21 protein-coding genes and 1 pseudogene are annotated in these 26,846 nt (G+C 43.1%); 8 read left to right on the top strand and 14 right to left on the bottom strand.

Annotated features, from left to right (window positions below; genetic code table 11):
* Positions 1–378: 378 nt before the first annotated feature.
* Positions 379–2,829, top strand: coding sequence for an EAL domain-containing protein (locus L2717_RS16650; RefSeq protein WP_220774269.1), 2,451 nt, complete (start codon positions 379–381; stop codon positions 2,827–2,829).
* On the opposite strand, the gene L2717_RS16655 is transcribed toward L2717_RS16650, so the two are convergent.
* Positions 2,786–3,769, bottom strand: coding sequence for an alpha/beta fold hydrolase (locus L2717_RS16655; protein ID WP_220774261.1), 984 nt, complete (start codon positions 3,767–3,769; stop codon positions 2,786–2,788). The two genes, L2717_RS16650 and L2717_RS16655, sit on opposite strands and share 44 nt — an antisense overlap.
* Positions 3,770–3,864: 95 nt before the next feature.
* The gene (locus L2717_RS16660; protein WP_220774262.1) at positions 3,865–5,676 is read right to left on the bottom strand and encodes a DUF885 domain-containing protein; all 1,812 of its coding nucleotides are present in this window, start codon (positions 5,674–5,676) and stop codon (positions 3,865–3,867) included.
* 207 nt (positions 5,677–5,883) lie between these two features.
* Between L2717_RS16660 and add the strand changes: the two genes are divergently transcribed.
* On the top strand, positions 5,884–6,879 hold the full coding sequence (add, locus tag L2717_RS16665; RefSeq protein ID WP_220774263.1) for an adenosine deaminase: 996 nt from the start codon (positions 5,884–5,886) through the stop codon (positions 6,877–6,879).
* Positions 6,880–6,973: 94 nt separating this feature from the next.
* Here the strand turns inward: add and hemN are convergent, their stop codons facing one another.
* The 5 genes from hemN to L2717_RS16690 form a co-directional block, all read right to left on the bottom strand.
* Positions 6,974–8,350 (bottom strand): oxygen-independent coproporphyrinogen III oxidase, encoded by a 1,377-nt coding sequence (gene hemN, locus L2717_RS16670; protein ID WP_281421750.1) that lies wholly within the window; start codon positions 8,348–8,350, stop codon positions 6,974–6,976.
* 261 nt (positions 8,351–8,611) lie between these two features.
* Positions 8,612–9,079 (bottom strand): DUF2489 domain-containing protein, encoded by a 468-nt coding sequence (locus L2717_RS16675; RefSeq protein WP_220774264.1) that lies wholly within the window; start codon positions 9,077–9,079, stop codon positions 8,612–8,614.
* A gap of 71 nt (positions 9,080–9,150) precedes the next feature.
* Complete coding sequence (yihI, locus tag L2717_RS16680; protein WP_220774265.1) at positions 9,151–9,708, bottom strand: Der GTPase-activating protein YihI; 558 nt, start codon at positions 9,706–9,708, stop codon at positions 9,151–9,153.
* Between the two features lie 103 nt (positions 9,709–9,811).
* Positions 9,812–10,450, bottom strand: a complete 639-nt coding sequence (locus tag L2717_RS16685; RefSeq protein ID WP_220774266.1) for a class I SAM-dependent methyltransferase — start codon at positions 10,448–10,450, stop codon at positions 9,812–9,814.
* 824 nt (positions 10,451–11,274) lie between these two features.
* Positions 11,275–11,898 (bottom strand): c-type cytochrome, encoded by a 624-nt coding sequence (locus L2717_RS16690; RefSeq protein WP_220774267.1) that lies wholly within the window; start codon positions 11,896–11,898, stop codon positions 11,275–11,277.
* 168 nt (positions 11,899–12,066) lie between these two features.
* On the opposite strand from L2717_RS16690, the gene yihA reads away from it, so the two are divergent.
* Complete coding sequence (gene yihA, locus L2717_RS16695; protein WP_220774268.1) at positions 12,067–12,726, top strand: ribosome biogenesis GTP-binding protein YihA/YsxC; 660 nt, start codon at positions 12,067–12,069, stop codon at positions 12,724–12,726.
* A 961-nt stretch (positions 12,727–13,687) separates the two neighbouring features.
* A pseudogene (locus tag L2717_RS16700) lies at positions 13,688–13,903 on the top strand (hypothetical protein); the annotation flags it as partial.
* 166 nt (positions 13,904–14,069) lie between these two features.
* Here L2717_RS16700 and polA read toward each other — a convergent pair.
* Positions 14,070–16,838, bottom strand: a complete 2,769-nt coding sequence (gene polA, locus L2717_RS16705; protein ID WP_220774241.1) for a DNA polymerase I — start codon at positions 16,836–16,838, stop codon at positions 14,070–14,072.
* A 387-nt stretch (positions 16,839–17,225) separates the two neighbouring features.
* On the opposite strand from polA, the gene elbB reads away from it, so the two are divergent.
* The gene (elbB, locus tag L2717_RS16710) at positions 17,226–17,891 is read left to right on the top strand and encodes an isoprenoid biosynthesis glyoxalase ElbB (protein ID WP_220774240.1); all 666 of its coding nucleotides are present in this window, start codon (positions 17,226–17,228) and stop codon (positions 17,889–17,891) included.
* A 179-nt stretch (positions 17,892–18,070) separates the two neighbouring features.
* On the opposite strand, the gene glpG is transcribed toward elbB, so the two are convergent.
* The 5 genes from glpG to L2717_RS16735 form a co-directional block, all read right to left on the bottom strand.
* Positions 18,071–18,916, bottom strand: a complete 846-nt coding sequence (gene glpG, locus L2717_RS16715; RefSeq protein WP_220774239.1) for a rhomboid family intramembrane serine protease GlpG — start codon at positions 18,914–18,916, stop codon at positions 18,071–18,073.
* The gene (glpE, locus tag L2717_RS16720; RefSeq protein ID WP_220774238.1) at positions 18,913–19,218 is read right to left on the bottom strand and encodes a thiosulfate sulfurtransferase GlpE; all 306 of its coding nucleotides are present in this window, start codon (positions 19,216–19,218) and stop codon (positions 18,913–18,915) included. The genes glpG and glpE overlap by 4 nt, the downstream gene beginning before the upstream one ends.
* A gap of 101 nt (positions 19,219–19,319) precedes the next feature.
* Positions 19,320–20,345: an L-threonine 3-dehydrogenase gene (gene tdh / locus L2717_RS16725; protein WP_220774237.1), complete on the bottom strand. Its 1,026-nt coding sequence runs from the start codon at positions 20,343–20,345 to the stop codon at positions 19,320–19,322.
* A gap of 24 nt (positions 20,346–20,369) precedes the next feature.
* A complete protein-coding gene (locus L2717_RS16730; RefSeq protein ID WP_220774236.1) occupies positions 20,370–21,563 on the bottom strand; it encodes a glycine C-acetyltransferase in 1,194 nt (397 codons plus the stop codon).
* A 285-nt stretch (positions 21,564–21,848) separates the two neighbouring features.
* Positions 21,849–22,496, bottom strand: coding sequence for a TetR/AcrR family transcriptional regulator (locus tag L2717_RS16735; protein ID WP_220774235.1), 648 nt, complete (start codon positions 22,494–22,496; stop codon positions 21,849–21,851).
* A gap of 202 nt (positions 22,497–22,698) precedes the next feature.
* Here L2717_RS16735 and waaA point away from each other — a divergent pair, with 202 nt between their 5' ends.
* Positions 22,699–23,964: a lipid IV(A) 3-deoxy-D-manno-octulosonic acid transferase gene (gene waaA / locus L2717_RS16740; protein WP_220774234.1), complete on the top strand. Its 1,266-nt coding sequence runs from the start codon at positions 22,699–22,701 to the stop codon at positions 23,962–23,964.
* Between the two features lie 52 nt (positions 23,965–24,016).
* On the opposite strand, the gene L2717_RS16745 is transcribed toward waaA, so the two are convergent.
* Complete coding sequence (locus L2717_RS16745; RefSeq protein WP_220774233.1) at positions 24,017–24,772, bottom strand: 3-deoxy-D-manno-octulosonic acid kinase; 756 nt, start codon at positions 24,770–24,772, stop codon at positions 24,017–24,019.
* Between the two features lie 98 nt (positions 24,773–24,870).
* Here L2717_RS16745 and L2717_RS16750 point away from each other — a divergent pair, with 98 nt between their 5' ends.
* On the top strand, positions 24,871–25,914 hold the full coding sequence (locus tag L2717_RS16750; RefSeq protein ID WP_220774232.1) for a glycosyltransferase family 9 protein: 1,044 nt from the start codon (positions 24,871–24,873) through the stop codon (positions 25,912–25,914).
* Between the two features lie 77 nt (positions 25,915–25,991).
* Entirely contained in the window at positions 25,992–26,702 is a 711-nt protein-coding gene (locus L2717_RS16755) for a glycosyltransferase family 25 protein (protein WP_220774231.1), read from the top strand.
* Positions 26,703–26,846 lie beyond the last annotated feature (144 nt).

Genomic DNA, 26,846 nt, shown 5'->3' on the forward strand with positions numbered 1-26,846 from the left:
AGTGAAACGCAAACGCGCCGATGGTAGTGTGGGGTCTCCCCATGTGAGAGTAGGTCATCGCCAAGCGCCTAATTATCTCGATGAGATGTAACGAAGCCAGCTGAATAAGCTGGCTTTTTTACGTCTGCAATTTATGGTTTTAAGCCTTTAAAACAACTCTACTGTTTGCAATGTTTGATAATTGCCCAACCTGCTTTTTTATGGCTGAGTTGAACTGTTGTTAATTATTTATTTACGCTACTAATTCTTATTTTTATACAACCAGTTAATTATTTACACGCAGATCTCGCTAACTTCGATAAGTCCTTTTGCTTAGTCATTAATTTCCCGTTAGCATACAAAATTAATTCAATTTCTATTAAAGGCTTTATGCCACTTATGCTTCGTAAGGTTTCACTCGCGGTACTACTTCCCCTTTGTATGCTAACGCTATATTTAGTGTTAGTCATAGGTGAGTACCTGTTTGAAAACGAGCAAGTGCGTGTTGAGCTTGCTCAACGACAGTCGGCATTAATTAAACAACAGTTATTCCGCATGCAGAATGTGGTTCAATCAGCAGAGTCTTCTCAAGATGTGGATCGTATTGAGCAAGAAGTTTCTTTAGCTGGTCTTGATTCGAACACTATGGTTTATATCTTAGTCGATGCAGAGAGCCGTATTCGTTTCGCAAACCATACTGTATGGCGTGATAGCAACGCTATACAAGTGATAGATGGTTTTGATGCCGTACGGCATCAAGCTGTGGTTCAAGCTTTTCTTCCACAAATTTTAGTGAATTTTGAACGCTTAACTATCCAAGCTTATTATCCAGTGCTCCCCAAATATAGTGGTACGATAGATTTGATCTATCTAGAGTCTGATTTAGCACCTCTAGCACTTGAAGCCTCTTCAAAGTTACAGCAACGTTTTATTCGGATTTGGGGTATAGGAGGTCTACTATTGATAGGCTTCACCTTGATGCTCTATTTTTTAATTATTCGTCCGTTACAAATATTGAGTCAGGCCGCCAAACATGTAGGTACGCCCGCTTTTTCTGCATCTATTCCTTGGAGTTTAGCTGAGGTTTTATCATTACAATCGAGTTTACAACAAGCACATCAGCGTTTAGAGCGTACAGTGAAGCAGCTCAATGATAGTGAGCTGCGTTGGCTATTTGCGGTAGAAAGCTCTCGCAATGGTATTTGGGATTGGGATATTCGTACCGGTGAGGTTTTTCTTTCTGATCGTTGGAAGGAGATGATTGGTTATGCTCCTGATGAATTGGCGGGCGTATTTCAGACATGGGAGACGCGTTTACATCCAGATGATCGGCATAGTGTATTGGATGGACTGCAGGAATACGTAAGCGGTAAGAGTAAAGAGTTTGAGAGTGTGCATCGGTTACTGCATCGAGATGGGCATTATGTCTGGGTACTTGATCGGGGAATGTTAGTCGATTGGGATCCTCAAGGGCGCCCTACACGCATGATAGGCATTCATGTCAATGTGTCTGAAAGTGCAAAAAATCATGCCGCCATTGCTGAGCTTGTTGATCAGTCCGTAGCGGGACGAAAAATGTTACCCGATATCTTTATGGCTCGTTTGTCACAGTTTTTAATTGAAGGAAATAGTGGGGGTCAGTGGGGCGCGCTATTTCTCGTTGAGATTGATACTTTAGGATTAGTCGCGACACTGAGTTCGCATGAGTTAGAGCGATTAATGACGCAGGTTATTGCTAGGTTAACGAGTTATTTTACCGAAAACGTCATAATTACTCAGCTAGAGTCTGGTGCTTTTGTACTACTTGCAAAAGATTTGGCGATGGATGTTGCTGTTGCTGCGCGTCGTTCTTTAGCCATTGCCAGCGAGCTACGCCAAGTGATTGCTAGACCGTTTCACTATGGTAATCATCACTTTGAGCTTAGCTCCAACGTGGGTATTTGTTTATTAGACAGTATCGAAACACTAGATCCTGCCTTAGTCATGTATCGAGCTGAGTTAGCAGTGTTAAATGCTAAGCAAACCGATCAAGCAGGATGTGCTTTCTACCATTCTGAAATGGATTTGCATCAGAGCCGTGATAAACAATTGTTGCGGGAGTTACTGGCGACATTAAAAACAGAAGGTCTGACGTTAATGTTTCAGCCCGTGATGAATGGGAATAGTGAACTGGTTTCGGCCGAAGTTCTTATTCGTTGGTATCGTGCTGATGGCGAATATATTCCGCCTGCGGAATTAGTAGCGTTAGCTGAGCAAGGAGGCGTTATTGCTGAGCTCGATCTTTGGGTCGCTAAGCAAGTATGCCTGTTTATTCAACAATCAGCTCATCAGGGTCGATGGTTACCGATACTAACGCTAAATATCAGTACATTCTCCTTCGGTCAGGGGGAGTTTATCGATACATTTGTTGCGCTCGTTAAGGAGTATGGGATTGCTACCCATCAACTGGGTATTGAACTCAGCGAGACGACATTATTAATGCAGCCACAGTTTGTAGAAGAACGAATTGGTAAGCTAGTCGATGCTGGTGTAAGTATCATCCTCGATCATTTTGGTTCGGGGTCGAGTGCTTTAAGCTGCTTAGTAAACCAGCCATTGGTGGCGGTTAAATTAGACATAAGTTGTGTTGAGTCATTAACCAGCATGCCGCAAAGAGTTAACGCGTTAATCCTCTCCGCCCGGCAATTTAATTTGAGTGTTATCGCGAAAGGTGTCGAATCTTCCGAACAATATCAAATATTTGTTAAGCTTGGTTGTGATAGCTATCAGGGCTATTTATTCAGTCGAGCATTAAACCAAGCGGACTTTATTCAGCTTGTTTGTTCTCCACCTTTGTTACGTAACATGTAAAGAAGTCGAACACCTCATTTAATGCTTGGTTTCGATAAGCATCCTTTTCTATAAAGATCTCATGAGCAGCACCAGTAATTATTTTTAATTGGCAATGGGGGCTCACAGCGATATTTTGAGCCGCATTATTAACAATCTTGTCTTCACTCGCTTGTAATACCAGTATGGGCGTACGAATGTGTGCCGTGGCGATTACGCAGGCATCTGCCGCATTTAATGCTTCTATTAACCAACGGTTAGTGGGGGAGCCTAATTGCAATTTAGGCACGGCATTATATAACGCTCGGTAAGCTTGATACCTACTTTGGCTGTGAGTTAGCTCATTATCTTTGAATAGCACAGGTTTATAGTTCTGCCCTCCAAGTACATAGTTAGGCTCGCCGCCATTGAGCGTGGTATCAAGTTTACTGGCTAACCAACGCACCAATGCTTTTGGCATCGGTAATTTGATGCCATACATGGGCGCTGAAAATGCCGCGGCGCTAAAAATATCGGGGTATTGTTTGAGATACAAAGTACCAATCGCACCACCCATCGAATGACCCAGTAGCAGTAACGGTTTATCGTTTCGTGGTAATACTTTTGTCTGCATGAATAATGCAAAATCATCGACATAATCACTAAATTTTTGCACGTGACCCATATGAGGATTGCTTGTCATCCGATCCGATAGGCCTTGGCCACGGTGATCAATAGCATAGACCGAGTAACCTTGTTGGTATAAGTCGAAGATCAGCTCTTGGTATTTCAAATAGGATTCAACGCGGCCACTGCTAATAACGATTGCGGCATGCGCTTGTGGCTGCTCTGCCATCATGTAAGCCAGCTTGATACCATCGGCGGTGATCAGTGTATCTTGAACAATGCTTTGCCAGAAGGCCTGCTGCTCTGAAGTATTTAAATTGTGTTCAGTTGAAAATATCGCTTTGGCTTGGTTCATACTCAGTCGCAAATCATTTGGCTTGAATGGTTTGCTAGAGTGTAACAGACAACGATGGGAGTCTGAAAATACCGACTCCCATGGCGTTAATTAACTTACGGTGTCGCCTTTTTAGCATCAATAAAATCATTGATTTGCTGTTCGAGAATCGACATTGGCACTGAACCATTTTCGAGTACAGCATCGTGGAAGGCGCGAATATCAAACTTATCACCCAGATCCTGTTCGGCCTTAGCACGTAACCGTTTGATGGTTAACTCACCAATTTTGTAGGATAAGGCTTGCCCAGGCCACGAAATATAGCGGTCAATTTCGGTTGTGACATTATGCAGTGATAATGCGGTATTGCTCGCCATAAAGTCGATAGCTTGTTGACGACTCCATCCTTGCGTATGCATACCTGTATCAACCACTAATCGCGCCGCACGCCACATTTCATAGGTTAAACGACCAAAGTTACTATAAGGGTCTTGATAGAAACCGGCCTCTAAGCCTAAGTATTCGCAATATAGCCCCCATCCTTCACCAAAGGCAGAGATATAGCCATAACGACGGAAATCTGGGAGTGAGGTTAGCTCAGAGTTGAGTGAAATTTGCAGGTGATGACCGGGTACGGCTTCGTGCAAGGTTAAGGCTTCTAATTCGTAGAGTGGGCGCTTATCCAATGCATAAGTGTTGACCCAGTAGTAACCGGGTTCATCATCGCTGTTCGATCCTGAATATCGCCCTGTGGTGTATTTCGGTGCAATTTCAGCGGGAACGGGTGCTATGCCGTAGGTTTTACGGGGCAGTTTACCGAAGTACTTAGGCAGCATAGCGTCGGCCTTTTTGGCAATAAAAGCGGCTTCTTTAAGTAACTGCTCTGCACTGGTGGTATAAAACTGCGGATCGGTGCGTAGGAAATGTAAAAAGTCGGCAAAACTGCCTTTAAAGCCAACAGATGCGATGATTTGCTCCATCTCTTGGCGGATACGCTGTACTTCTTTTAAGCCAAGTTCATGCACTTGCGCTGAGGTCATATCCAAGGTCGTATAGTAACGTACCCTATTCTCATAAAACTCAGCGCCGTTAGGTAAGCTACTGGCGGCGATATTTTCCCGAGCATTGGGAATGTACTCTTTGGTCATAAAATCATAAAATTTTTGGTACAGCGGCAACACTTTTTGTTCAACTAAAGCGCGACCTTCTTGAGTTAGCTGAGCTTTTTGTGCCTCAGTGAAATAGCTGGGATATTGCGTAAAGGGCTTGAGATAACCGCTTTTTTCCACAGGAACAATATAAGAACTGATACTATCCTCAAAGCCATTGAGGGTCACTTTTGGCGGTGTTATCCCCTCCGCCAACCCTTGTTTTAGCCAGTGAGTTTGCTGGGCGAAATAAGTCGAGAGTGCATTGAGTTTGGCAATATAGTGTCGGTAATCCTCAAGGGTGTTAAATTTCCCCTGAGTGATTGATGTGATATAAGCGTGGAAGCCACTTTCCGCTGTAATGGGTAGGTAATAATCCTTAAAGCGATACAGGTCGACATCGTTTTGAAGCTGATTTTCCAGTATTTGAGCGTTAATTTTATCTTCTTTACTCAAGCTGCTGCGGTCGAGTGCTTTGAGCTGTGCTAGTACGGTGATTTGGCCTTGATTGAGCTTAGCGAGCGCGGCTGGCGAGAGATCCGCTAATTTTCCTGCAGCACTGGCATCGCCCATGCTGTAAGCCATTTCAGGACTGGCGCTGAGCTGTAATTGCCAGCTTTGGTCGATAATCGCTTGCAGCGCTGGGGCGATTGGCTCAACTTGCGATTGTGCTGCTGATATTACCTGTGACGATGGGGTTTGAATATCTTTTGTGGTTTGAGTGGCACTGCAGGCGCCTAATGCGCATATCAATAAACTGGGGGTTAAGAGTTTGTGCATGTTAGATCTCTGATATTTTTGTTATTGAAAACATTATGCCTGATGGAGACAGTAGTGCCTTGTATGGATATTAAGCAGAATTGTGACTGAATGTGAATTTAAATGCGTTTGGCGCATAAATGCCCCTGAAAATGCATGTTAAACTTAGTGTCCGCCCGCGACCAAATAACAAAAGCATTGGCTGGGTAGTTCAAATAGGGGTTAAATATGATTGATACATCCATTCCATTGGTAGATTTGCATCGTCACCTAGACGGTAATGTACGAGTAAACACCATTTGGGAACTAGGACACCAACACGGCATTGCGCTACCTGCCGATTCTTTAGAGGCTCTTGCTCCTTTTGTGCAAATTCAAGGCAAAGAAACTAGCTTAGTCGCCTTCTTAAAGAAGCTCGATTGGATGGTTGCCGTACTTGCAGATTTGGATGCGGTTAAACGCGTTGCCTATGAAAACGTCGCTGATGCGGCGTTGTCTGGCTTAGATTACGCTGAATTACGCTTTAGTCCTTACTATATGGCGATGAACCATAAGTTACCGATAGAAGGCGTTGTTGAAGCGGTTATCGACGGCGTTAAAGCGGGCATAAAAGACCATAACGTGAAGATCAATCTGATTGGTATTATGTCACGCTCATTCGGCCAAGCTGCTTGTACTCAAGAACTTGAAGGATTACTCGCCCATAAACAACATCTCGTGGCGATGGACTTAGCCGGTGATGAATTAGGTTTCCCTGGCGAGTTATTTAACGATCACTTTAAGCGTGTGCGTGATGCAGGTCTTGCAATTACGGCTCATGCCGGTGAGGCGGCGGGTTCACAAAGTATGTGGCAAGCGATTCAAGAACTTGGGGCTACGCGAATTGGTCATGGAGTGAACGCGATTCACGATCCTAAGCTGATGGAATACCTTGCTAAGCACCGTATTGGTATTGAATCTTGTCCAACCAGTAATTTACATACTTCTACCGTGGCCTCTTACGCTGAGCATCCTTTTAGAACCTTTATGGATGCTGGTGTATTAATAAGCCTCAATACCGATGATCCAGGTGTGAGCGCCATTGATATTAATCACGAGTATCGTATCGCAAAATCTGAACTCAAATTAACCGATGCTGAGCTCGCACAAGTGCAACGCAATGGCGTAGAAATGGCCTTTTTATCAGACAGTGAGCGCAAAGCGCTGTATGCCGCCAAGGCATAGGCCTACTTTTAGTTTTGATAAAAACCACTAATAAAAAATCCGACGCGAGGTCGGATTTTTTGTATCTAAATTTGTGAGTGCGGTGATAAGCAGTTTAGATCACGCGTGAAAACTGTTGCTGACGTGCTTTTTGACGGTAATAAAGATCAAAGCACATACAGATATTGCGGATCAATAAACGGCCTGTTGGGCTGATAGTGATCTGCCTGTCGATGATTTCAACTAACTGGTCATTGATAAACGTCTGCATTAACTTAAGATCTTCAGCGAAATAGGTTTCGAAGTTAATCCCGAGTTTCTCATCAATTTTGGCCATATCTAATTCGAAATGACAAATCAGCTGCTTAATCACTACGCGGCGAATTTCGTCGTCACGGTTTAGGCTACAACCTTTCCATAGAGCATGGCCTTCCTTTTCTATGGCGTCATAGTAAGGACGGATATCTTTTTGGTTTTGTGCATAGCAGTCACCAATCTGGCTGATAGACGACACGCCAAGCCCTAATAAATCGCATTCCTCCTGGGTGGTATAACCTTGGAAGTTACGGTGTAGTTTGCCTTCGCGTTGTAATTTGGCTAACTCGTCATCGGGTCTCGCAAAGTGATCCATACCGATATATTGGTAACCCGCGCCAGTTAAGGTCTCGATAGTTTGGTGTAGCATTTCGAGTTTTTGTTTTGGCGAAGGCATATGCTCATCTTTGATCTTACGTTGAGCGGCAAAGCGCGCAGGTAAGTGAGCATAGTTAAACACAGATAAACGGTCAGGCGATAAATCTAAAACGCGCTGCATAGTTACCGCAAATGTTTCGGGCGTTTGGTGTGGCAAACCGTAGATTAAATCGATGTTGGTTGACACAAACCCCATGGCTTTCGCTTTGGCCATCAGATCAAAGATAAATTGCTCATCTTGTTCGCGGTTGACGGCAATTTGTACTTTTTTATTGAAATCTTGTACGCCGATAGAGATACGGTTAAAGCCGGCTTCTTTCAGAGTATCGAGCATAGAAAGCTCAATCTCACGAGGGTCGACTTCAATCGAGTACTCACCTTCATCCGCAAAGTTAAAGTTGGCTTTAATTAATGCAGTTAGCGTAAGTATTTGCGCTGGGGTTAAAAAGGTAGGAGTACCACCGCCCCAATGCATTTGAGTCACACTGTAATGTTTAAACAGCGGGGCACGTTTAATAATTTCTTGGCTTAAGTATTCAATGTACTGATCGGCTTTGTGTTGATGGCGGGTGATCACTTTATTACAGCCGCAGTAATAACAAAGCTTGGCGCAGAACGGAATATGAATATACAGCGACAGTTTATCGCTTTTGCTATGTTCAATAGCCGTAAGCAGGTTTTGTTCGGTGAATGCATCATCGAACTCCAGTGCCGTTGGGTAAGAGGTATAACGGGGACCGCTGTAGTTATATTTTTCGATCATCGATTGATCCCAGCTAATCTGAGTGGGCTGCTTCAAGATGTGTCCTCCGAGGGGTAAATTAGCAACAGGCGAAGTATGCAAGGTTCTTTAGTAAATAACCTTGATCTATGTTGTAAAAATGATGTCTGTTTTTTTAGAAGTGACGCAATATCTATCAAACAACGACGTTTGTCAGTGGGTCTTGGGTAATTATGTGCGCAGGTTCACTGGGAAAAGTAGCATAAGGTTGGGGTGGGTTTTATCAATATGACCTAAAAACCATAGTTAAATGGTTTTGAGGTGGAACAATTCGCGGGTTTAATGCATTGCTTTGGCTTGGTAATCCGAAAGCTTTTTCGCATCATGACTAATGCCTTGCTCTAATGCCGCTTCAGACTTCATTCTGATTAAGTCTAACTTCATTCTTTCCTGCTTTGGCAGAGCTTGGCGAGCGTCCATTATGGGATGGTTTTTAATGAGCTCAAAGTGTTGGAATAATGAAGGATAATCAGGGGCCACTCGCTCACTCAATGACAGGATTTCAAATAGTCGCCCAATTCTAACCACGCCTTCTGATATTTCACAACGGTCTTCAACCATAGCGGTGGCGATATAGCGGATATCATCTAAAATTTGGGTGCGTTTCGCATTTGCAGTGACTTCACGCTCGGCTTGTTCGGTCTGTTGACGTTTTTTTTGCTGCTTAAGTTTCAGGATTAAGAAGGTGGCGTAGCTACTGAGTGCAGCTATGATAATAAAACCGAGAATAATGATAGCTGTAGACACAAAGACTCCTTATATGAACGGCATAGGGATCACAGTATAAATACCACGATCCCTATGGCTTAACACTTAGGTTAGAACTTGTCTTGATAATCTTTGAGCAAGTTAGCACCGGATTCAAACTTATCGAACAACTCATCGTCAGACAAGGATTTCGCTGGTGATGGAGGTGCGTCATCATCCATATCGTCGCTAATGCCCAGTTTAACCATCAGAGCTTCAATCTTATTCAGCTGTTGATCTAACCATTTTTGGTCTACATCGTTAAGGTCGCGACCTTCTTCTAACATATCTAGTAGCTGATTGAGTCTTGGATCTTCTTCCAATTTCAGTAGTGTTTGCTCGTCAGTCAACTTAACTTGTTTTACTTTAGGCTGAGCGACTACTACCGCTGCAGGGATCGCTAATGCCACAGGTTTTTTGCTGCCATGACGAGGATCTTTTTTCTTCGCAGACTGCTGTTGCGGCGCTTGCGCTAAAATTAAATCTTCATTATGACGACTACCAGATTTATTACCTGATTCCTTCTCTTTGCGTTTGCCAGTTGCCACAGCGCGATCTTGCTTTTTCACTCTTGGCTGTAACTTAGGGCTGTTCTCGCCGCCCTTGCGTGTTTTCTTGCTACGAGACATGGTCTTCTCAATTGTTTACAACGTATGGCCCTGCAGACGAAGGTTGAGCTTGTCTACAAGGTGCGAAATTAAGGTGCGAAATTAGGCCGAGTGTTATACCAGATTATGATGTTTTTTGCATCAAAACGAGATCCTTTGCGGCAAATAATAGCTCAAAATCACTATTGTTTGCTAGGTACTCGAAGGTTTGTCGTTGGTAAAAGCTCACATGGGTGAGGTTATTCTTATAATGCCACTTGCCAAAACCATCTAATTCAGTCAATAAGGGGGTGCTTATCGCTAACCAACCGCCGCAATGCAGTAGACGAGAGAGTAATGCCCACTCTTTTATTGGGTACTGAAAATGCTCAAAAACACGATAACAACAGATAAAATCATATTCTTGCTTTAACACATCATGATTAGGGGCAAAAAATGGATCATATTGATTTAATTTGTGGCCCGCATTTTCTATGGTTGCTAGGCTTTCATTATCGAGAGTGCGTCCAAAATTTAATCCCAATAAATTGCCCGTCTGTTGCAGTTCTAATTGGGTTAATAATGGCAAAATAAATTGCGATAACTGTTTTTGCTTCGATGCAATGCGTGAACGGCCATATCTTTGCTTCTCAGCCGCTGGGGGTAAATGGCTGTTAGGATCGGCAAAGGTTAACTCACATGTCTTGCAAACATAAAAACTCCGCTTTTTATCTTGATAAAGGAGTTGTGTCTGACTGTTATGACAAAGAGGGCATCTGTGCATTGAATCTGCTGAAGTGGTGATTAAGGCTTTGATTGTACCAATTATATTAGTTGAGTGCACATTTTAGGCAAGGTAGATGTATTTCATCTAATAAAAAAAGGCGGCAGTTAAACTGCCGCCTTACAAATGGTGCTTTAGCACCTTATCCTGATTCCAAGTATCCGTACTTGCTATGCGACTTTCCCGGTCGGTATCCTTCTTTTTTTACTGCTTTCCCTGCATTTTATTGTTAATGGTCTTCCAGACACTTTATTTTTTCTGTTGCCATCCTGACCACAGTTTCCGTAGATAGTCTCGCGACATATCTTTATATAGCATCGTCGTCTTTGACGTTTAGTTAACCATCCTTGTTACTTAAGTATCTTCCAGTGATAACAAGCATCCAGCCAGTGCATCCTAAGCTTATCGCTTCCTTTGCTACAGTTTACATCGTGTAAACTGATGTCCTGATGGGGGCAAGTTACCCTGAGTGCAAGGTATTTTGCTAGAAGCAAATTGGCGTTATCGGCCATCCCTTACAAAATAGTACTGACCTGGATCTCAAGTTGAAATCACGACTCTTGTTATTATTATATAGAGTGGTCTTAAGTATATTATTGTTATTAGTTGTCTTTATTCTTATATCTTGAATGTTAATGATACCGAAACCTGTGAGTTATTATTAATCTTTTTATACAAACAGATGGGTTTATCTCGGTACGGGGCTTATTAAATAGAAATCTGTGATCTATGTCAAGCACGAATATTTGCAGTTTACGTCTACGTCAACTTAGTGGTGTAAAAAAAGGGTGACAGTACACCCTTTTAAATTTACTAAACTAAGATTACTTCAGAGTAGAAAGGTATTTCGATAAAGCATCAATATCACTATCGTTTAATTTTTTAGCGACATCTTGCATCATACCGTTCAGGTCGTTATGACGACCCACTTCACGGAATTTTGTTAGCTGGATTTTGATATAACTAGCGTGCTGGCCTGCCAATGTCGGGAAACCAGCAAGCTCAGCACCTTTACCATCTGGACCATGACATGCCATACAAGCAGTAATACCACGAGAAACATCGCCGCCTTTATAAAGTTTAGTACCTAACTCAGGGACATCTTTTGCTTCAGCCACTTGAATCGCTTGGCTAGAAAAATATGCGCTAATATCGAGAATATCCTGATCGCTTAGAGGCATTGCCATGCCACTCATGATAGGATCCATACGACCATCTTTACCGCCCGTTTGTGCGGCACTACGGAAATCATGTAGTTGCTTTTGGAGGTAAGTGGCGTGTTGGCCCGCAAGTTTAGGGTACATATCGATCATACTGTTACCGTCCATACCGTGGCAGGCTGAACAGACAATGATTTTCGTTTTTCCCGCTTCAGCATTACCTTCAGCAATCGCAGGTGAAGATATGGCGGCAATTACAACAGACAGCGCAAGAGCTAGCTTTTTCATGGCGTTCCAACTTCTGGTTAAGATTATTATCCTGAGCTTACTAGGGTGACCCGCAAGCGTGGTAAAATATGATTAATGTGATCGGAGTAATATTTTACACGAAAACGTGGGAAAGTAAGTAATTCTTCATAAATTATGGTATTGCGTAGAAAAATTCCGGAGTAAATAGTGACTGAATCTCGTATAGATTTTCGTAGGGCGAAGTTTTTAATCAGTGCACCTGACATTGCACATTTGGATCAATATCTGCCCGGCGATGTTGGTGTTGAGATTGCATTTGCTGGCCGTTCTAATGCCGGAAAGTCTAGTGCACTCAATGCATTAACGGAACAAAAAAGTTTAGCTAGAACGAGTAAAACGCCTGGTCGAACTCAATTAATTAACGTATTTGAGTTAGATGCTCAGCGCCGTTTAGTTGACTTACCGGGTTATGGTTTTGCACAAGTTCCACTTGCGTTAAAAAATAAATGGCAGCAAGCATTGGGTGAATATTTGCAAAAGCGTGCTTGCTTAAGTGGTGTAGTGGTTCTAATGGATATACGTCATCCACTGAAAGATCTAGATATGCAGATGATCGAGTGGGCGGTGGCGAGTGAAATCCCAGTGCTGGCTTTACTGACCAAATCAGACAAATTAGCTCAAAGTGCTAAGATGAAAACGGTAAATGAAGTACGTCTCGCGCTGAGTAAGTTTGGTGATTGGGTACAAGTTGAACCTTTTTCATCACTCAAGGGGACTGGAAAGCCTAAAGTGTTAGCGATTCTAAATGAATGGTGTCACCCACAATGGTTGGCTGATGAGTTAGCTGCGGTGAATAACGCCGAATAATATCGCCTGCTTTGGTATACATAGTCGATTTCGGTTCTGTATACCGCCCCTTTATTTTCTCTGCTTTTTTAGTTATGCCCACCTCTTTTTAAGCTATTACTTTTATTGATAGTTCATGAATTTTAGGCAAAAAAATAGCCGACGACATTGTCATCGGCCAAAATATTAGCTCTTTTGGGGAGAAGCTAAATTCAACAAGACTCAAGCACCATTAAATTACCTCCAATGGCTCTTAATGCCTTTAGCATACAGTTTATTAAACCTTTATTAAAGTAAATACTCTAAAAATTACTAAGATCTTAGAAAAATAGCAAAAAAAAGCCTCAGCAAACAAGTTGCTGAGGCGCCAGAATTTGGCTCATCACTATAAGTGAAATAAAGGTCTGAAAGATAGAACATCTTAACCTCTGTACCCTACGCAGAGAATAATACGTCATTTATCTTTAAATGGAAAACAGTTTTTTCAAAAAAGAGGTAATTATGTGCGTTTGATCTCAAGTAATGAGTAAAAAAACACCTTAAATTGATCTTGAAATTTCATTAAAAATGCTCAATAGGCTGATTTAGTGGAATAATCCGAAATTTATATACAAAATAGATCAATATTCGAGATTTAATGTTTTTACTCTAAATCTGCTGTAATGTTTTAGTGTAAGTGTAAGTGTAAGTGTAAGTGTAAGTGTAAGAGTGAGAGTGAGAGAGCGACCGTTATGACACTTTTTCGCATATTGAGCTGACTTGAGTGCTTTGCGTAAAACACCGCTATGAGTATCCAGCTCCATAAACGGCAGTGTATTAGATGTTTTCTAGCGCCAAATATATTGTCTAAGGATGGTTTAGCCGTTAGTCATGGATTTCTTCACCAGCGTACTTAACCAGAGCTCGGGGTGATGTATGTGTTAATTTGTTGATTTTATTGATTTATATAAATATTTAACTCTACAAAGATAGTTTTTCAGTTATCAAGGCATTTTTGCTGGGGACATTTCACTGTGTCACAGGTAAGTTTCTTCAAGAATACCTTAATGAGTTCTGTTATCGGTTCAATCGCGGGCAGATGGAGCGAGAGATACCTAACAGATTGTTGAATTTAGCAATAATTCATGCGTCAGAACATTCTCACGAAGTTAAGTACATAGGAATGTTATTTAATGTGTTCGGAGTCGGGATTGGTTGATGAAGAGCAAATATATTTTGTTGCTGACTAAGCAAAAGTCATGATGATTGAGCTGCTTGAGGTAATTAAAGCGAGAGTAAGCTAACCTGAACTTAAAGTATTGAGTTCAGGTTAGCTTTATTTACTTTTAAATCATATTAATAGTGCTGATTTGGATGTTTATAGATTAGTGCGCTTCATCCCAGTTATCACCAATGCCTGCTTCAGCAAGCAGTTCAACATCAAGATTGGCGGCTTGTGCCATCAAGCTGCAAATTGTTTTTTTAAGCTCATCAGCTTTATCGGCATCTACTTCAAACACCAATTCATCGTGAACCTGCATGATCATAGTGATCTCGCCTTGAGTTTCTGTCTTGATCCACTGGGCGATATTGATCATGGCTTTTTTGATGATATCGGCGGCCGTACCTTGCATTGGGGCGTTAATCGCGGCGCGTTCAGCACCTTGGCGACGCATAGCATTACGATCACGGATTTCGGGTAAATAGAGGCGACGACCAAACAGAGTCGATACATAACCTAAGTCAGCAGCACCCGCGCGCGTTTCTTCCATATAACGTAATACGCCAGGGTAACGGGCAAAGTAAGTATCAATATAGGTTTGTGCTTCATGGCGTGGGATATCAAGCTGACGGGCTAAGCCAAAAGCTGACATACCATAAATTAAGCCGAAGTTAACCGCCTTAGCGCGACGACGTTGTTCTGTGGTCACCTCATCAAAGTCGGTAGCAAAAACTTCGGCCGCTGTCGCTCTATGAATATCTTTACCCGCGGCAAATGCGGTTAACAAGCCATCGTCTTGGGATAAATGTGCCATGATCCGCAGTTCAATTTGCGAGTAGTCGGCAGCCAAAATTTTACGGCCAGCAGGTGCAATAAAGGCTTGGCGAATACGGCGCCCTTCTTCGGTGCGGATAGGAATATTCTGCAGATTAGGTTCGCTTGATGATAAGCGCCCTGTTGCCGCATTGGCCTGATGATAGCTAGTGTGCACGCGACCCGTTTTCGCGTTAACCATTAGTGGCAGTTTATCTGTGTAAGTGCTCTTTAGTTTAGATAGGCTGCGGTGTTCGAGGATCACCTTTGGCAGTGGGAAGTCTAAGGCTAATTCAACTAACACTTCTTCTGCTGTCGAGGGGGCACCCTTAGGTGTCTTTTTGGTGATCGGATAACCTAGCTTCTCAAAAAACAGAACTTGTAGTTGCTTAGGCGAAGCAAGATTAAATTTTTCACCTGCAATATCATAGGCTTTTTCTTCTAAGGTATCGATTTTACGCGCTAGTTCATCGCTTTGTTGGCCGAGCAACATGCTGTCAATTAATACGCCTTGGCGTTCGATATCTGACAATACTTGGATTAACGGTAATTCGATTTCAGTAAACATAGCGGCAAGTTCAGCTTCTTTCTCAAGTCTTGGCCATAGATGTTGGTGTAACCGCAGTGTGATGTCAGCATCCTCTGCAGCATAAGGCGCAGCCGTTTCCAGTGGGATCTGGTTAAAGGTCAACTGTTTTGCACCTTTGCCGGCGATTTCTTCAAAACTGATAGTTTTATGGCCTAAGTATTTGAGCGCTAAGCCATCCATATCATGGCGCGAAGCCACTGAGTTGAATACATAGGATTCGAGCATAGTATCAAAAGCGACGCCCTGCAGTTTGAGCCCTGCATTGGCTAAGATGCTGATATCGTATTTAAGGTTTTGACCGACTTTTTTGATCTTTGGATCTTCGAGTAACGGCCGTAGCTTTTCTAGCGCCACTTTTTTATCGATTTGAGTCGGCGCGCCAACATAATCATGGGCTAAAGGAAGATAAGCCGCTTTTCCTGCTTCAATGGCAAACGAAATGCCAACTAATTCAGCCACCATGTAATCCAAGCTGGTGGTTTCGGTATCTAGTGCAATCAAGTCAGCTTGCTTAAGTTTAGTAATCCAAGCGTCTAATTCGGCTTCAGTGAGAATACAGTCGTACTGTGTTGCTATCGCTTCGACGGCAGAAGAGTCTTCTTGTTTTTCTGTCGATGGTGTATTCGCTGAGGAATTAGCCGTGATTTTATTATCTAAGACTTCGGCTAACCAACGCTTAAACTCCATCTCGCCGTAGCATTTGATCAGTTCATCTTTGTCAGCAGGCTTAATGGTCAATTCGTGCCAGTCTTGTTCGAGTTCGACATCGGTCTTGATGGTGGCTAGTTCATAAGAAAGCTTGAGCATGTCGGCATTTTCAATGATCTTCGCCGCCATAGTTTTAGAGCCTCTAAAACCAAGCTTGGCCACTTTCTCAGGTTCTGCTAATAGGTTGCTCACGCTACCTGCACCAGTGAGCATAGCGAGCGCAGTTTTCTCACCCACGCCGGGTAAACCTGGAATGTTATCGGCTTTGTCACCCATCAGTGCGAGTAAATCTATGATACGGTCTGGACCAACACCAAATTTGGTAGCGACTTCTTCTGGGCCCATGATGGTATCTGTCATAGTGTTGATGAGCGTGACGTTTTCATCCACTAATTGCGCCATATCTTTATCACCAGTGCTGATGAGTACGGCACGGCTTTCTAAACTGGCTTGGCGGGCAATAGTACCGATTACGTCGTCGGCTTCGACGCCGGAAATTGAAATAAGTGGTAAACCTAGTGCGCGAATGATGCGGTGTAATGGTTCGATTTGCGAGCGTAGATCATCTGGCATAGGTGGACGCTGGGCTTTGTACTCGCTGTACATGTCATTGCGAAAGGTTTTACCCTTGGCATCGAACACCACTGCGATATGGCTTGGCTGATAGCGAGTCAATAAGCTACGTAACATATTCACTACGCCATAAACGGCACCGGTGGCTTCGCCCTTTGAGTTTGTCAGGTGAGGAGGCGCATAATAAGCGCGATATAAATAAGAAGATCCATCCACAAGCACAAGTGGGTTTTTAGCGACGGTTGGCATAAGTATTTTTCGTTTATCGATGACGTAGATGGCGCTAAGCATGCCACAGATGCACTATTTCAGCCACGGCAAAATGACGCTCAGCCTGTGGATAAGTCTGTGAGTGAAAAAGTCAACTATGAATTATGGCGATGATTACGGCTTAATGCGATATTTTTAAGTTGTTGTTTTTTATGTATATAAAAGAATTGTGTGAGTTCAATACTGTTTCTTAAAAAATCTTCCTAATTTGTGGATTTTTTATTGACTCCGTAAAATACATCTAAGAATTGGCTTAATTTTCGGCACCTGTCAGAATCGACGAATTAAGTTAGCACGATTTTTAATCAGATCAACTGGTTTGTTTGTATTTTGTTAAAACTTAATAACATAAGAGGGGTATTTTTAATGAAAAAAGTCGCAGTGTTACTGAGTGGATGCGGTGTTTTTGACGGAACAGAGATCCATGAATCGGTTTTAACACTTTTATGTTTATCTCGAGCGGGGGCTCACTACCAATGCTTTGCACCTGATATCAAACAGATGCATGTAGTTGATCATTTAACGGGTGAGGTTGATGCTGTGGCAAGTCGTAATGTGCTGGTGGAGTCGGCGCGTATTGCCCGTGGTGAAGTTAAATCGACTATTGAATTAGATATCGCTGAATTTGATGCTTTGATCATTCCTGGTGGTTTTGGTGCGGCGAAAAATCTGTGTAATTTTGCGACCAATGGTAGTGAGTGTGAAGTGAATCCACTGGTGGCTGATTTTATCGCAGAGTTTATTGCGACGAAAAAGCCTGTTGGTTTTATTTGTATCGCACCTGTCATGATCCCGCGTTTATATCCTCATGGCGTAAAAGGCACTATCGGTAATGATAGTGATACAGTCGCCGCCTTTAACTTGATGGGTGGTGAGCATCAAGTCGCTAGCGTACATGAGATTGTTGTAGATGAAGTAAACCGAATAGTGAGCACTCCCGCTTATATGTTGGCGGGAAGTATTGCTGAAGCGCATTCAGGCATCGAGAAGTTAGTCACTAAGGTGTTAGAAATGGCTAACAAGCCCGTTTAGCTTATGCTATGTGTAGCGATTGTTAGCTGTGATTGCGAGTTAGTGTACCAAGATAAATCGGTTCGTTATTGATGATTTATCTTGGTACTTATTTTGCCTGATAACTTGGCTAGATAACCTGAACTCGGGATAGTGGCTGTGGTAACTGATTAATCTTGCTACAATATCCAGATTTCAGGCTAGACAATTGGTGATGACTTACGGCTATCGAATAAACCTTGAGCTAAGCCTATCAGTAAGCCGCCAATGTGGGCACCGTTAGCAACGGATACGCCTAGAATATCCGTAAATCCTAATGCCAGCCAAATCATCATAAATCCCATGTATGAGGGTGGTAAGCCTATGCCTGCGGCGGGTTTGCGTACTCCCATAATCCAAGTGTATCCCACCACGGCATATACAACGCCCGATAAGCCGCCGAAATTAGGGCCACTGACATAATATTGGATAACGTTTGGCAGTGTTCCCGCCACGAATAGCAAAATTAGCAAGGGCGCAGTGCCGATACGGGTTTCAATTTTACCGCCTAAATACCACCACCAGAGTAAGTTAAAGATAACGTGCATGGCGGAAAAATGTAGCAGGCTTGGAGTAAAAACACGCCAGAATTGGCTGAATTCAGTATTAGGTACCGCGCCAAAATAGGCTAATGCGCCATAGGTTTGGTTGGTAAATCCTAAGTTCATTGCAGTAAAAATAACTACGCAAACCGCAAATACAATCAGTGTGACAGGGCCTGCGCCGGTAATAAACTGGCTTAACAGTTGTAGTGAAGGTGCGCCGTAATCTAGCTTGGTTTGCGTATCGCCATATTCCCACGAGGCTTGCAGATATTTACTGTCGTAAGGGTGAGCGATGAAATGGGCAAACTCTTTGTGCGCTTGCTCCACATCTTTGTCATGGATAACAATAATGGCGACCCCTTGTACCAACGGCTCGATGTGGCAGTCGATATGTTCACCTTTGAGGTAATCAACAAATGCTTGCGCGGCTCTACTGTTGGGGAGTCTACCAATTTCTATCATGCATTTGCCTCATGCCAAGCACTGTAGCCGCCATCTAGACTATAAACGTCATCAAACCCTTGCTCGCACAAATACTGCGCCGCATTTTGACTGCTCATACCGTGGTAACAAACGACGACGAGTGGGGCATCCATATCGGCTTGGCTAATAAATTGCGCTAGGTTTTCGTTATTCAGATTGGTTGCGCTTTCAATGTGGCCAGTGGTAAAGCTATTACCATCGCGGATATCAACGATTTGCACTGTTTGTGCTTCGGTCATTTGCAGCAATTGATTAACGCTTAAGTGTTTAAAGGAAGACATAATAAAACCTGACAAAACTAAGGGATGGAAAGCAAGATGGGATAAGTGTGCAACAAGGGGCTGCGAGTGTACAGCCCCTATTGAGGTAATGCGCAGGAGGATTAATCCCAGCTGAGGATCACTTTACCCGATTGGCCCGAGCCCATAGCATCGAAACCTTGTTGAAAATCATCAATCTTGAAGTGGTGAGTGATGATCGGCGAAATATCTAAACCCGATTGGATAAGACTGGCCATCTTGTACCAAGTTTCGAACATTTCACGGCCGTAGATACCTTTAATCACCAGGCCTTTGAAGATCACTTTGCTCCAGTCGATGGCCATTTCACCACTTGGGATACCGAGCATAGCGACTTTGCCGCCATGATTCATGGTATCTAACATGGCGTGGAAGGCTGATGGTACGCCAGACATTTCTAAACCGACGTCGAAACCTTCGGTCATGCCCAGTTCCTTCATCACGTCTTTCAGGCTTTCTTTAGACACGTTGACTGCGCGAGTGGCACCCATTTTACGGGCCAGCTCTAAGCGATATTCGTTAACGTCGGTGATTACTACATGGCGCGCACCAACGTGACGACACACGGCCGCAGCCATAATACCGATTGGACCAGCACCGGTGATCAACACGTCTTCACCGACTAAATCGAAGGATAATGCTGTGTGCACAGCGTTACCAAACGGGTCGAAGATTGACGCTAAATCATCGCTGATATCATCAGGGATTTTAAAGGCGTTAAAGGCGGGGATGACTAAGTATTCCGCAAATGAACCTTCACGGTTTACACCCACACCTGAGGTGTTACGGCATAAATGCGTGCGGCCCGCGCGGCAGTTACGACAGTGGCCACAGGTGATATGACCTTCGCCAGAAACGCGGTCGCCAATGTTAAAACCACGAACTTCTTGCCCGATATCAACCACTTCACCCACATATTCGTGGCCAACTACCATAGGGACTGGAATAGTTTTTTGCGACCATTCGTCCCAGTTGTAGATATGCATATCGGTACCACAAATCGCGGTTTTTTTAATTTTAATTAGTAAATCGTTATGGCCCATAACTGGCTTAGGCGCATCGACTAACCAAATGCCTTTTTCAGCTTTTAACTTGCTTAGTGCTTTCATTGTCTTAAGTCCTAAAGATGAGTCCTAAATAATGCCCATTTCTTTGGCAATACGGGTAAAGGCTGCGATGGCTTTGTCAATTTGATCACGCGTATGCGCGGCTGACATTTGTGTACGGATACGGGCTTGTCCCTTAGGAACCACTGGGAAAGAGAAGCCAATAACATAAATATGCTCTGCTAATAAGCGGTTAGCAAAGTCGCCCGCCAATTTAGCATCGCCAATCATTACGGGGATAATCGCGTGGTCAGCGCCGCCCAAGGTAAAACCTGCGGCGGACATTTGCTCGCGGAAATAACGGCTGTTTTCCCATACGGCTTCGCGCAGTGCTTGGCCTGATTTGAGCATTTCTAACACATAAATAGACGCGCTGACGATTGACGGCGCTAATGAGTTAGAGAATAGATAAGGGCGTGAACGCTGGCGTAACCAATCGATGACTTCTTTTTTACCTGACGTAAAACCACCCGATGCGCCGCCTAAGGCTTTGCCTAAGGTGCCGGTGATGATGTCGACTCTGTCCATCACATTGCAATATTCGTGGGTGCCACGGCCGTTAGCGCCGATAAAGCCCACCGCGTGTGAATCATCGACCATTACCAGTGCGCCGTACTTATCAGCTAAATCACACACACCTTGTAGGTTAGCAATCACGCCGTCCATCGAGAATACGCCGTCAGTGGCGATCAAGATGTTACGTACGCCAGCGGCTTTAGCGGCAATTAACTGGACTTCTAAATCTGCCATATCGTTGTTGGCATAGCGAAAACGCTTCGCTTTACATAAACGCACGCCATCGATGATAGAGGCATGGTTTAGTGCATCGGAGATAATGGCATCTTCTGCATCTAATAAGGTTTCAAACAGACCTGTGTTTGCATCAAAGCATGAAGAATAAAGAATCGTATCTTCCGTACCGAGGAATTCACTGAGGCTCGTTTCTAGCTTTTTATGGATATCTTGAGTGCCGCAAATAAAGCGCACCGACGCCATGCCAAAGCCGTGGCTTTCTAAGCCTTGTTGGGCGGCTTTGATCAGTTCAGGATGATTGGCTAGACCTAAATAATTATTTGCACAGAAGTTAACAACTTCTTGCTGATTAACTTGAATAGCTGTTTGTTGTGGTGAGGCAATAACGCGCTCGCTTTTATATAAGCCTTCAGCTTTTATATCTGCAAGTTGTTGATTAATCTGTGTGTAGAATGAGGTAGAGGCCACCTGATATCTCCTTAGTTAACTTTATTCTGATTTTGGGAGTGACGGCATTCTAACTCTAAAGCTAATCGGTCTACAGCCTTTTTTTAATGCAGGTTCGTAAGATAAATGTGTTCAGGGATAAAGTGATTATTACATTATCAAAACTAATGAATAACATAAGTTTTCTACAGTTAGAGTGAGGATCCCACATGTGTTGATAACGAAAAATAGCTCGCACTGAACGCTATAATAGCTTTGGTTTTAGTGTTAAATGCGAGTGCCTTAATATAGATTTTTTGGGTAACTCTAGTGCGGTTCTGGGTTGGCTAAGTTTTGATAATGCTGTTCTAGGCGAGTAAACGTCGCGACGGAAGTCGGTGTGGCATAGGCTTTAAAAATCATCAGTACTCTTAATACACCTTCATAAAGCGTTGCTTTAGTGATCGTTGAAGTGCTGGATTGGGTGAGCTGGTAACCAATCCAAAAGCTGACAATCATCTTGATGGTATCGGCAAGTGGCGTAATTTTATCGGTATCTAAGTTTAAAAAACCATCTTGTTTCAGTTTATGTAACACGTGACTCGAACGCGTTAATACCTGCTGCTGGGCGTGCAAATAGCGCTTTTTTAGCACTTCGTCGCGGGCAAGAATATCCGCAAGATTGGCGTACATAAAACGGAATTGCCATAGGGTATAGAACATCGCATCGAAATAGCCGATTAATAATTCCACATCCACTTGTTTATCTTCATAGGGTTGAAAACCCGATTCGAGATGATTCTCATATAAGCTAAAAATGCAGCGAATAATGTCTTCTTTATTGCGAAAATGATAATAAAGATTCCCGGGACTCATATTCAAGTGAGCAGCAATGTGATTGGTGGTGATGTTTCTTTCGCCATGCTCATTGAATAGTTCTAGACTGGCATAGATTATTTTGTCGCGGGTTTTCATAAGTTATCCAAATTGCGAGTGAACGCCACATAATTGAGAAAGCTAACCAACGACCACAATACTGCTGGTGAATTATCCCTAATTTAATTTTCTACCACATTAAATCTTCGTATTCCGGGCCGAACGAACAACCATTCAATACTATGGGTATTATGCTAACATTGCCGCTATTCATCAGGCAAAACTCATAAGCACGTTTTTAATGAATCGTTTCCTTTATTCCACGATATTATATTTATTATCCCCGTTGCTAATCGTTTATCTAGCCTTTCGTGCGATTAAAAGTGCTGATTACCGCGGCCGTTGGGCTGAGCGTTTTGGCTTAACAAAGCTCCAATCGACAGATTTATTGATCCATTCCGTCTCTATGGGTGAAACGCTCGCGGCAATTCCTTTGATCCGCTTGATTATGCAATCACACCCTGAGTTAAGTATTACAGTCACTACAACTAGCCCAACGGGTTCTGCCGAGGTACGTAAAGCCTTTGGTAATACCGTACAACATTGCTATTTGCCCTTTGATTTACCTTGGTGTGTACGGCGCTTTTTACGCCAAGTCTCGCCTACGTGGTGCATTATCATGGAGACTGAGCTGTGGCCTAACTTAGTCGCTAATGCAGCAAAACAAGGTGTACGCTTGATGTTGGCTAATGCACGCCTATCGGCAAAATCGGCAGCGCAATATGTTAAGTATCCTAAAATTAGTCGACCTATGTTGCAACGCTTAGATGTGATTGCAGTGCAGACTCAGGTGGAAGCGCAGCGTTTTATCGACTTAGGTGCATTACCAAATAGAGTGACAGTCTGCGGCAGTTTGAAGTTTGATCTCAGTATTAAGCCTGAGCAGTTAGCCAAGGCAAAACAGTTACGCCAAGCTTGGGGGCGCGAATCATCACCCGTTTGGGTTGCCGGCAGTGTGCATCCCGGTGAATTTGACGCCATGCTCGCAGCCCATAGGCAATTACTCGCGCAATGGCCCGATGCTTTACTGATTATTGCACCGCGTCATCCTGAACAGTTTACTGCCGTTGCTGATGCTGTGACCAGCCAAGGTTTTGAATCCGTTCGTCGTAGCGATAATCTTCCCGTAACAGCCACGACACAAGTGCTGGTGGGCGATACCATGGGTGAATTATTGACCTTTTATGGCACAGCGGATCAAGCTTTTGTGGGAGGGTCATTGATTTATCACGGCGGGCATAACCCCTTGGAACCCGTTGCTATGGGTGTCCCCGTGATGGTGGGGCCCAATCATAGGGATTTTGCTCAAATTACCCAAATGCTTGAAGGTGCAGGTGCGCTTAGAGTGGTCGACTCAGCACAAGCGCTAGGCAATAACTTAATTGAATATTTTGCTAAACCTGAGCTCCGCCAGCAAGCGGCTAATGCTGGACTGGCTGTGGTTGAGGCTAATCGCGGTACGTTACAGCGGCAATTTACTCTCGTGCAATCTTTATTAACCACTTAATAATACGAGTGAATTAAGCGGTAATCTTACTGTATGGATAAGATGAGTGAGTTTACATACTGAGCATTGCCGTTTGATATCCCTCTATCAGAGATGCCCAGTTATTAGCGGTAAAGGCTAAGTGGGGGAGTTTACCTTGTTCTTTATTGAAGGAACGTAACAGTCTATCTAGATTCGATTTTTGCCATTGTAGACTCGGTGTTTTTAATTCACCACGGTCAAAATCGATAAGGTAAAAGCGCTCCGGTGCTATGGGGTCAGTCTGCATTGGTTGGAATAAAATATTCTTAGCATTGAGATCGGCATGGTACACACCGCGCTGGTGGAATTGGGCGATAGTGGCGCCTAAAGCCTGCCATTGCTCAGTGCTCATGACCCCTTTGCTGAGTTTAGCAACTAAGTCTTCGGCCCCCTCAACTCGTTCGATAATGATATCGGCACGGTAAAATAATCCAGTACGCACTATGTTAGCTGCAATCGGTTTAGGCACAGCAAAATCTTCGCGATACAAAATATCTAATAAACGTAGCTCAGCCATCGCACGGGTGTTTTCCAAACCCGTATAAACGTAAGCATCTTTACTGAATTTGGCCATTAAGCCGCCGCGCCAATAATGACGTAACACCCAATGATTATGCTCTAATGCCACAAACCAAGTGGTATAACGGCCTTTAGATGAGCCGATAACCGCATTTTTCGCGCGCCAAAAATCTACCGAGAACCAAGTCGTGGCGATATCATTAGGCGTATCTTGGCAAAGAGCCATGTGACCTTTGACAGTTTTTATGATCTGTATGTGAGCATTCATCGGAGATTTATTGACTTAAGCGTGGCACCTCGGGCCATTCTACATTAAGATCCTTAGCTTGCGCCAAATAACCTTAAGAGCGATTAGCTTTAATCCCAATGAGTTTAAATCCTAATACTATGAATTCACTTTGTTTGCTCCGGCTTTCAGCTATCGGCGATGTATGCCACGCCGTGGCGATGGTGCAGGCAATACAGCGACAATATCCCGAGCTAAAAATCACTTGGGTGATCGGTAAACTTGAATATCAATTATTGAAGCATTTACCCCATATCGAGTTTGTTATTTTCGATAAGTCTCAAGGCTGGCGTAGCTATTTTAATTTACGTAAAACCTTAAAGGGGCGGCATTTTGATGTATTGCTGCACATGCAGGTTGCGCTGCGTGCAACGTTAGCATCATTAGCTATTTCAGCGAAAACACGCATAGGTTTTGATCGCGCTCGGGCTAAAGAAGGCCAGTGGTTAGTCACAAATCACAGGGTTGAACCCTTAGCTAAACCCCATGTGCTTGAAGGTTTTATGGGATTTGCTAAAGCGATTGGTGTTAAGGATCTTACTCCTCAATGGCATATTCCAGTTCCGATTGCTGACACTGAGTTTGCCCAAACGCAGATTAAAGATAATGAAAAAGTCTTGATCATATGTGCTGCAGCTAGCAAGGCGGAACGAAACTGGTTGCCAGAGCGTTATGCTGCTGTCGCGAGTCATGCAATTTCCAAAGGATTTAGGGTGATACTTTGTGGTGGGCCAACGGCACTTGAAAAGAATTTGGCCGAGCAAATTTTACAAGCTTGCCCCTCTAAAATTGATAACTTAGTGGGTAAAACGAGTTTAACTCAATTATTAGCGTTGCTAAAACGTGCAAGCCTAGTGCTTGCACCTGATACTGGGCCTGCTCATATGGCCGTTACCCAAGGTACGCCAGTGATCGGTTTATATGCCCATTCAAACCCTGGGCGTACAGGGCCTTATTTATCGCAGCAATATGTGGTGAGTGTCTATGATGAGGTCATCGCATCTTCGCATAACAACCAGGTAAAGTGGGGAACTCGTGCTAAAGGTGAACACCTGATGGCTTTGATTAGCGTAGAAGCCGTCATTGAGAAGTTTGAGCTGGTGGTTCAACAGGCACTCATTTAAGGCATGTTTAACGGTGTATGAAAATGCTGTAGTTAATTTAGATACATTACCGTATATAATTTAGTATTGAGATTTATATGAAGATATTTGTAATCAGTTTAGAGCGCTCAACAGAACGACAAACCCAAATGATTACTAAGTTTGCTAAAGCGGATGTTGAATTCGAATTCTTTAATGCTGTAGATGCATCAGTAGAAGGGTTTACTTTGTCTGACAGAGTTGCGCCCCAAATTACCAAAAAACGTAAAGGATACGAATTGCTAAACAGTGAAGTTGCCTGTTATGCCAGTCATTTTTTACTATGGGAAAGATGTGTTGAGATGAACCAGCCGATAGTGATCATTGAAGATCACGCAGAATTGACTTATGATTTTAAGGCAACTTTAATGATTGCGTTCCAGCATATTAATGAGTTTGGCTATATTAAATTATCTGCACCTCTTAAACCTAGAAAATTTATTGAAGATAAAAAAATAGATACATTTAATTCCATTGGTCACTATGATAAAAATACCTGTTTTACGACAGGTTACATTATTTCCCCAGAGGCTGCTAAACGGTTTGTTGAAGCGAGTGACCGTATTGTGGAACCTGTAGATGACTTTATGGAAAAGCCATGGCTGCATCATGTTAAAGCCTATAGTCTTGCGCGCTTTATTTGCTATAGAGCGAATATAAAATCAACGATAGGCAATGCTAGGAAAGTTAAAACTAATACTAGTTTTCTTGAAAAAATTTATATTGAGAGTTTTAGGTTGTATGAGACTTTTTTAAGGATTAAGTCATGAATGGATCTTTTTCATGACTTAATCCTTTATTTATAATTATTTATAATTATTGGTATTATCTATTATCTATTATCTATTATCTATTATCTATTATCTATTATCTATTATCTATTATCTATTATCTATTATCTATTATCTATTATC

Origin of the sequence: Shewanella glacialipiscicola, from assembly GCF_023283485.1 — a bacterium.
GTDB classification, from domain to species: Bacteria; Pseudomonadota; Gammaproteobacteria; order Enterobacterales; family Shewanellaceae; genus Shewanella; species Shewanella glacialipiscicola.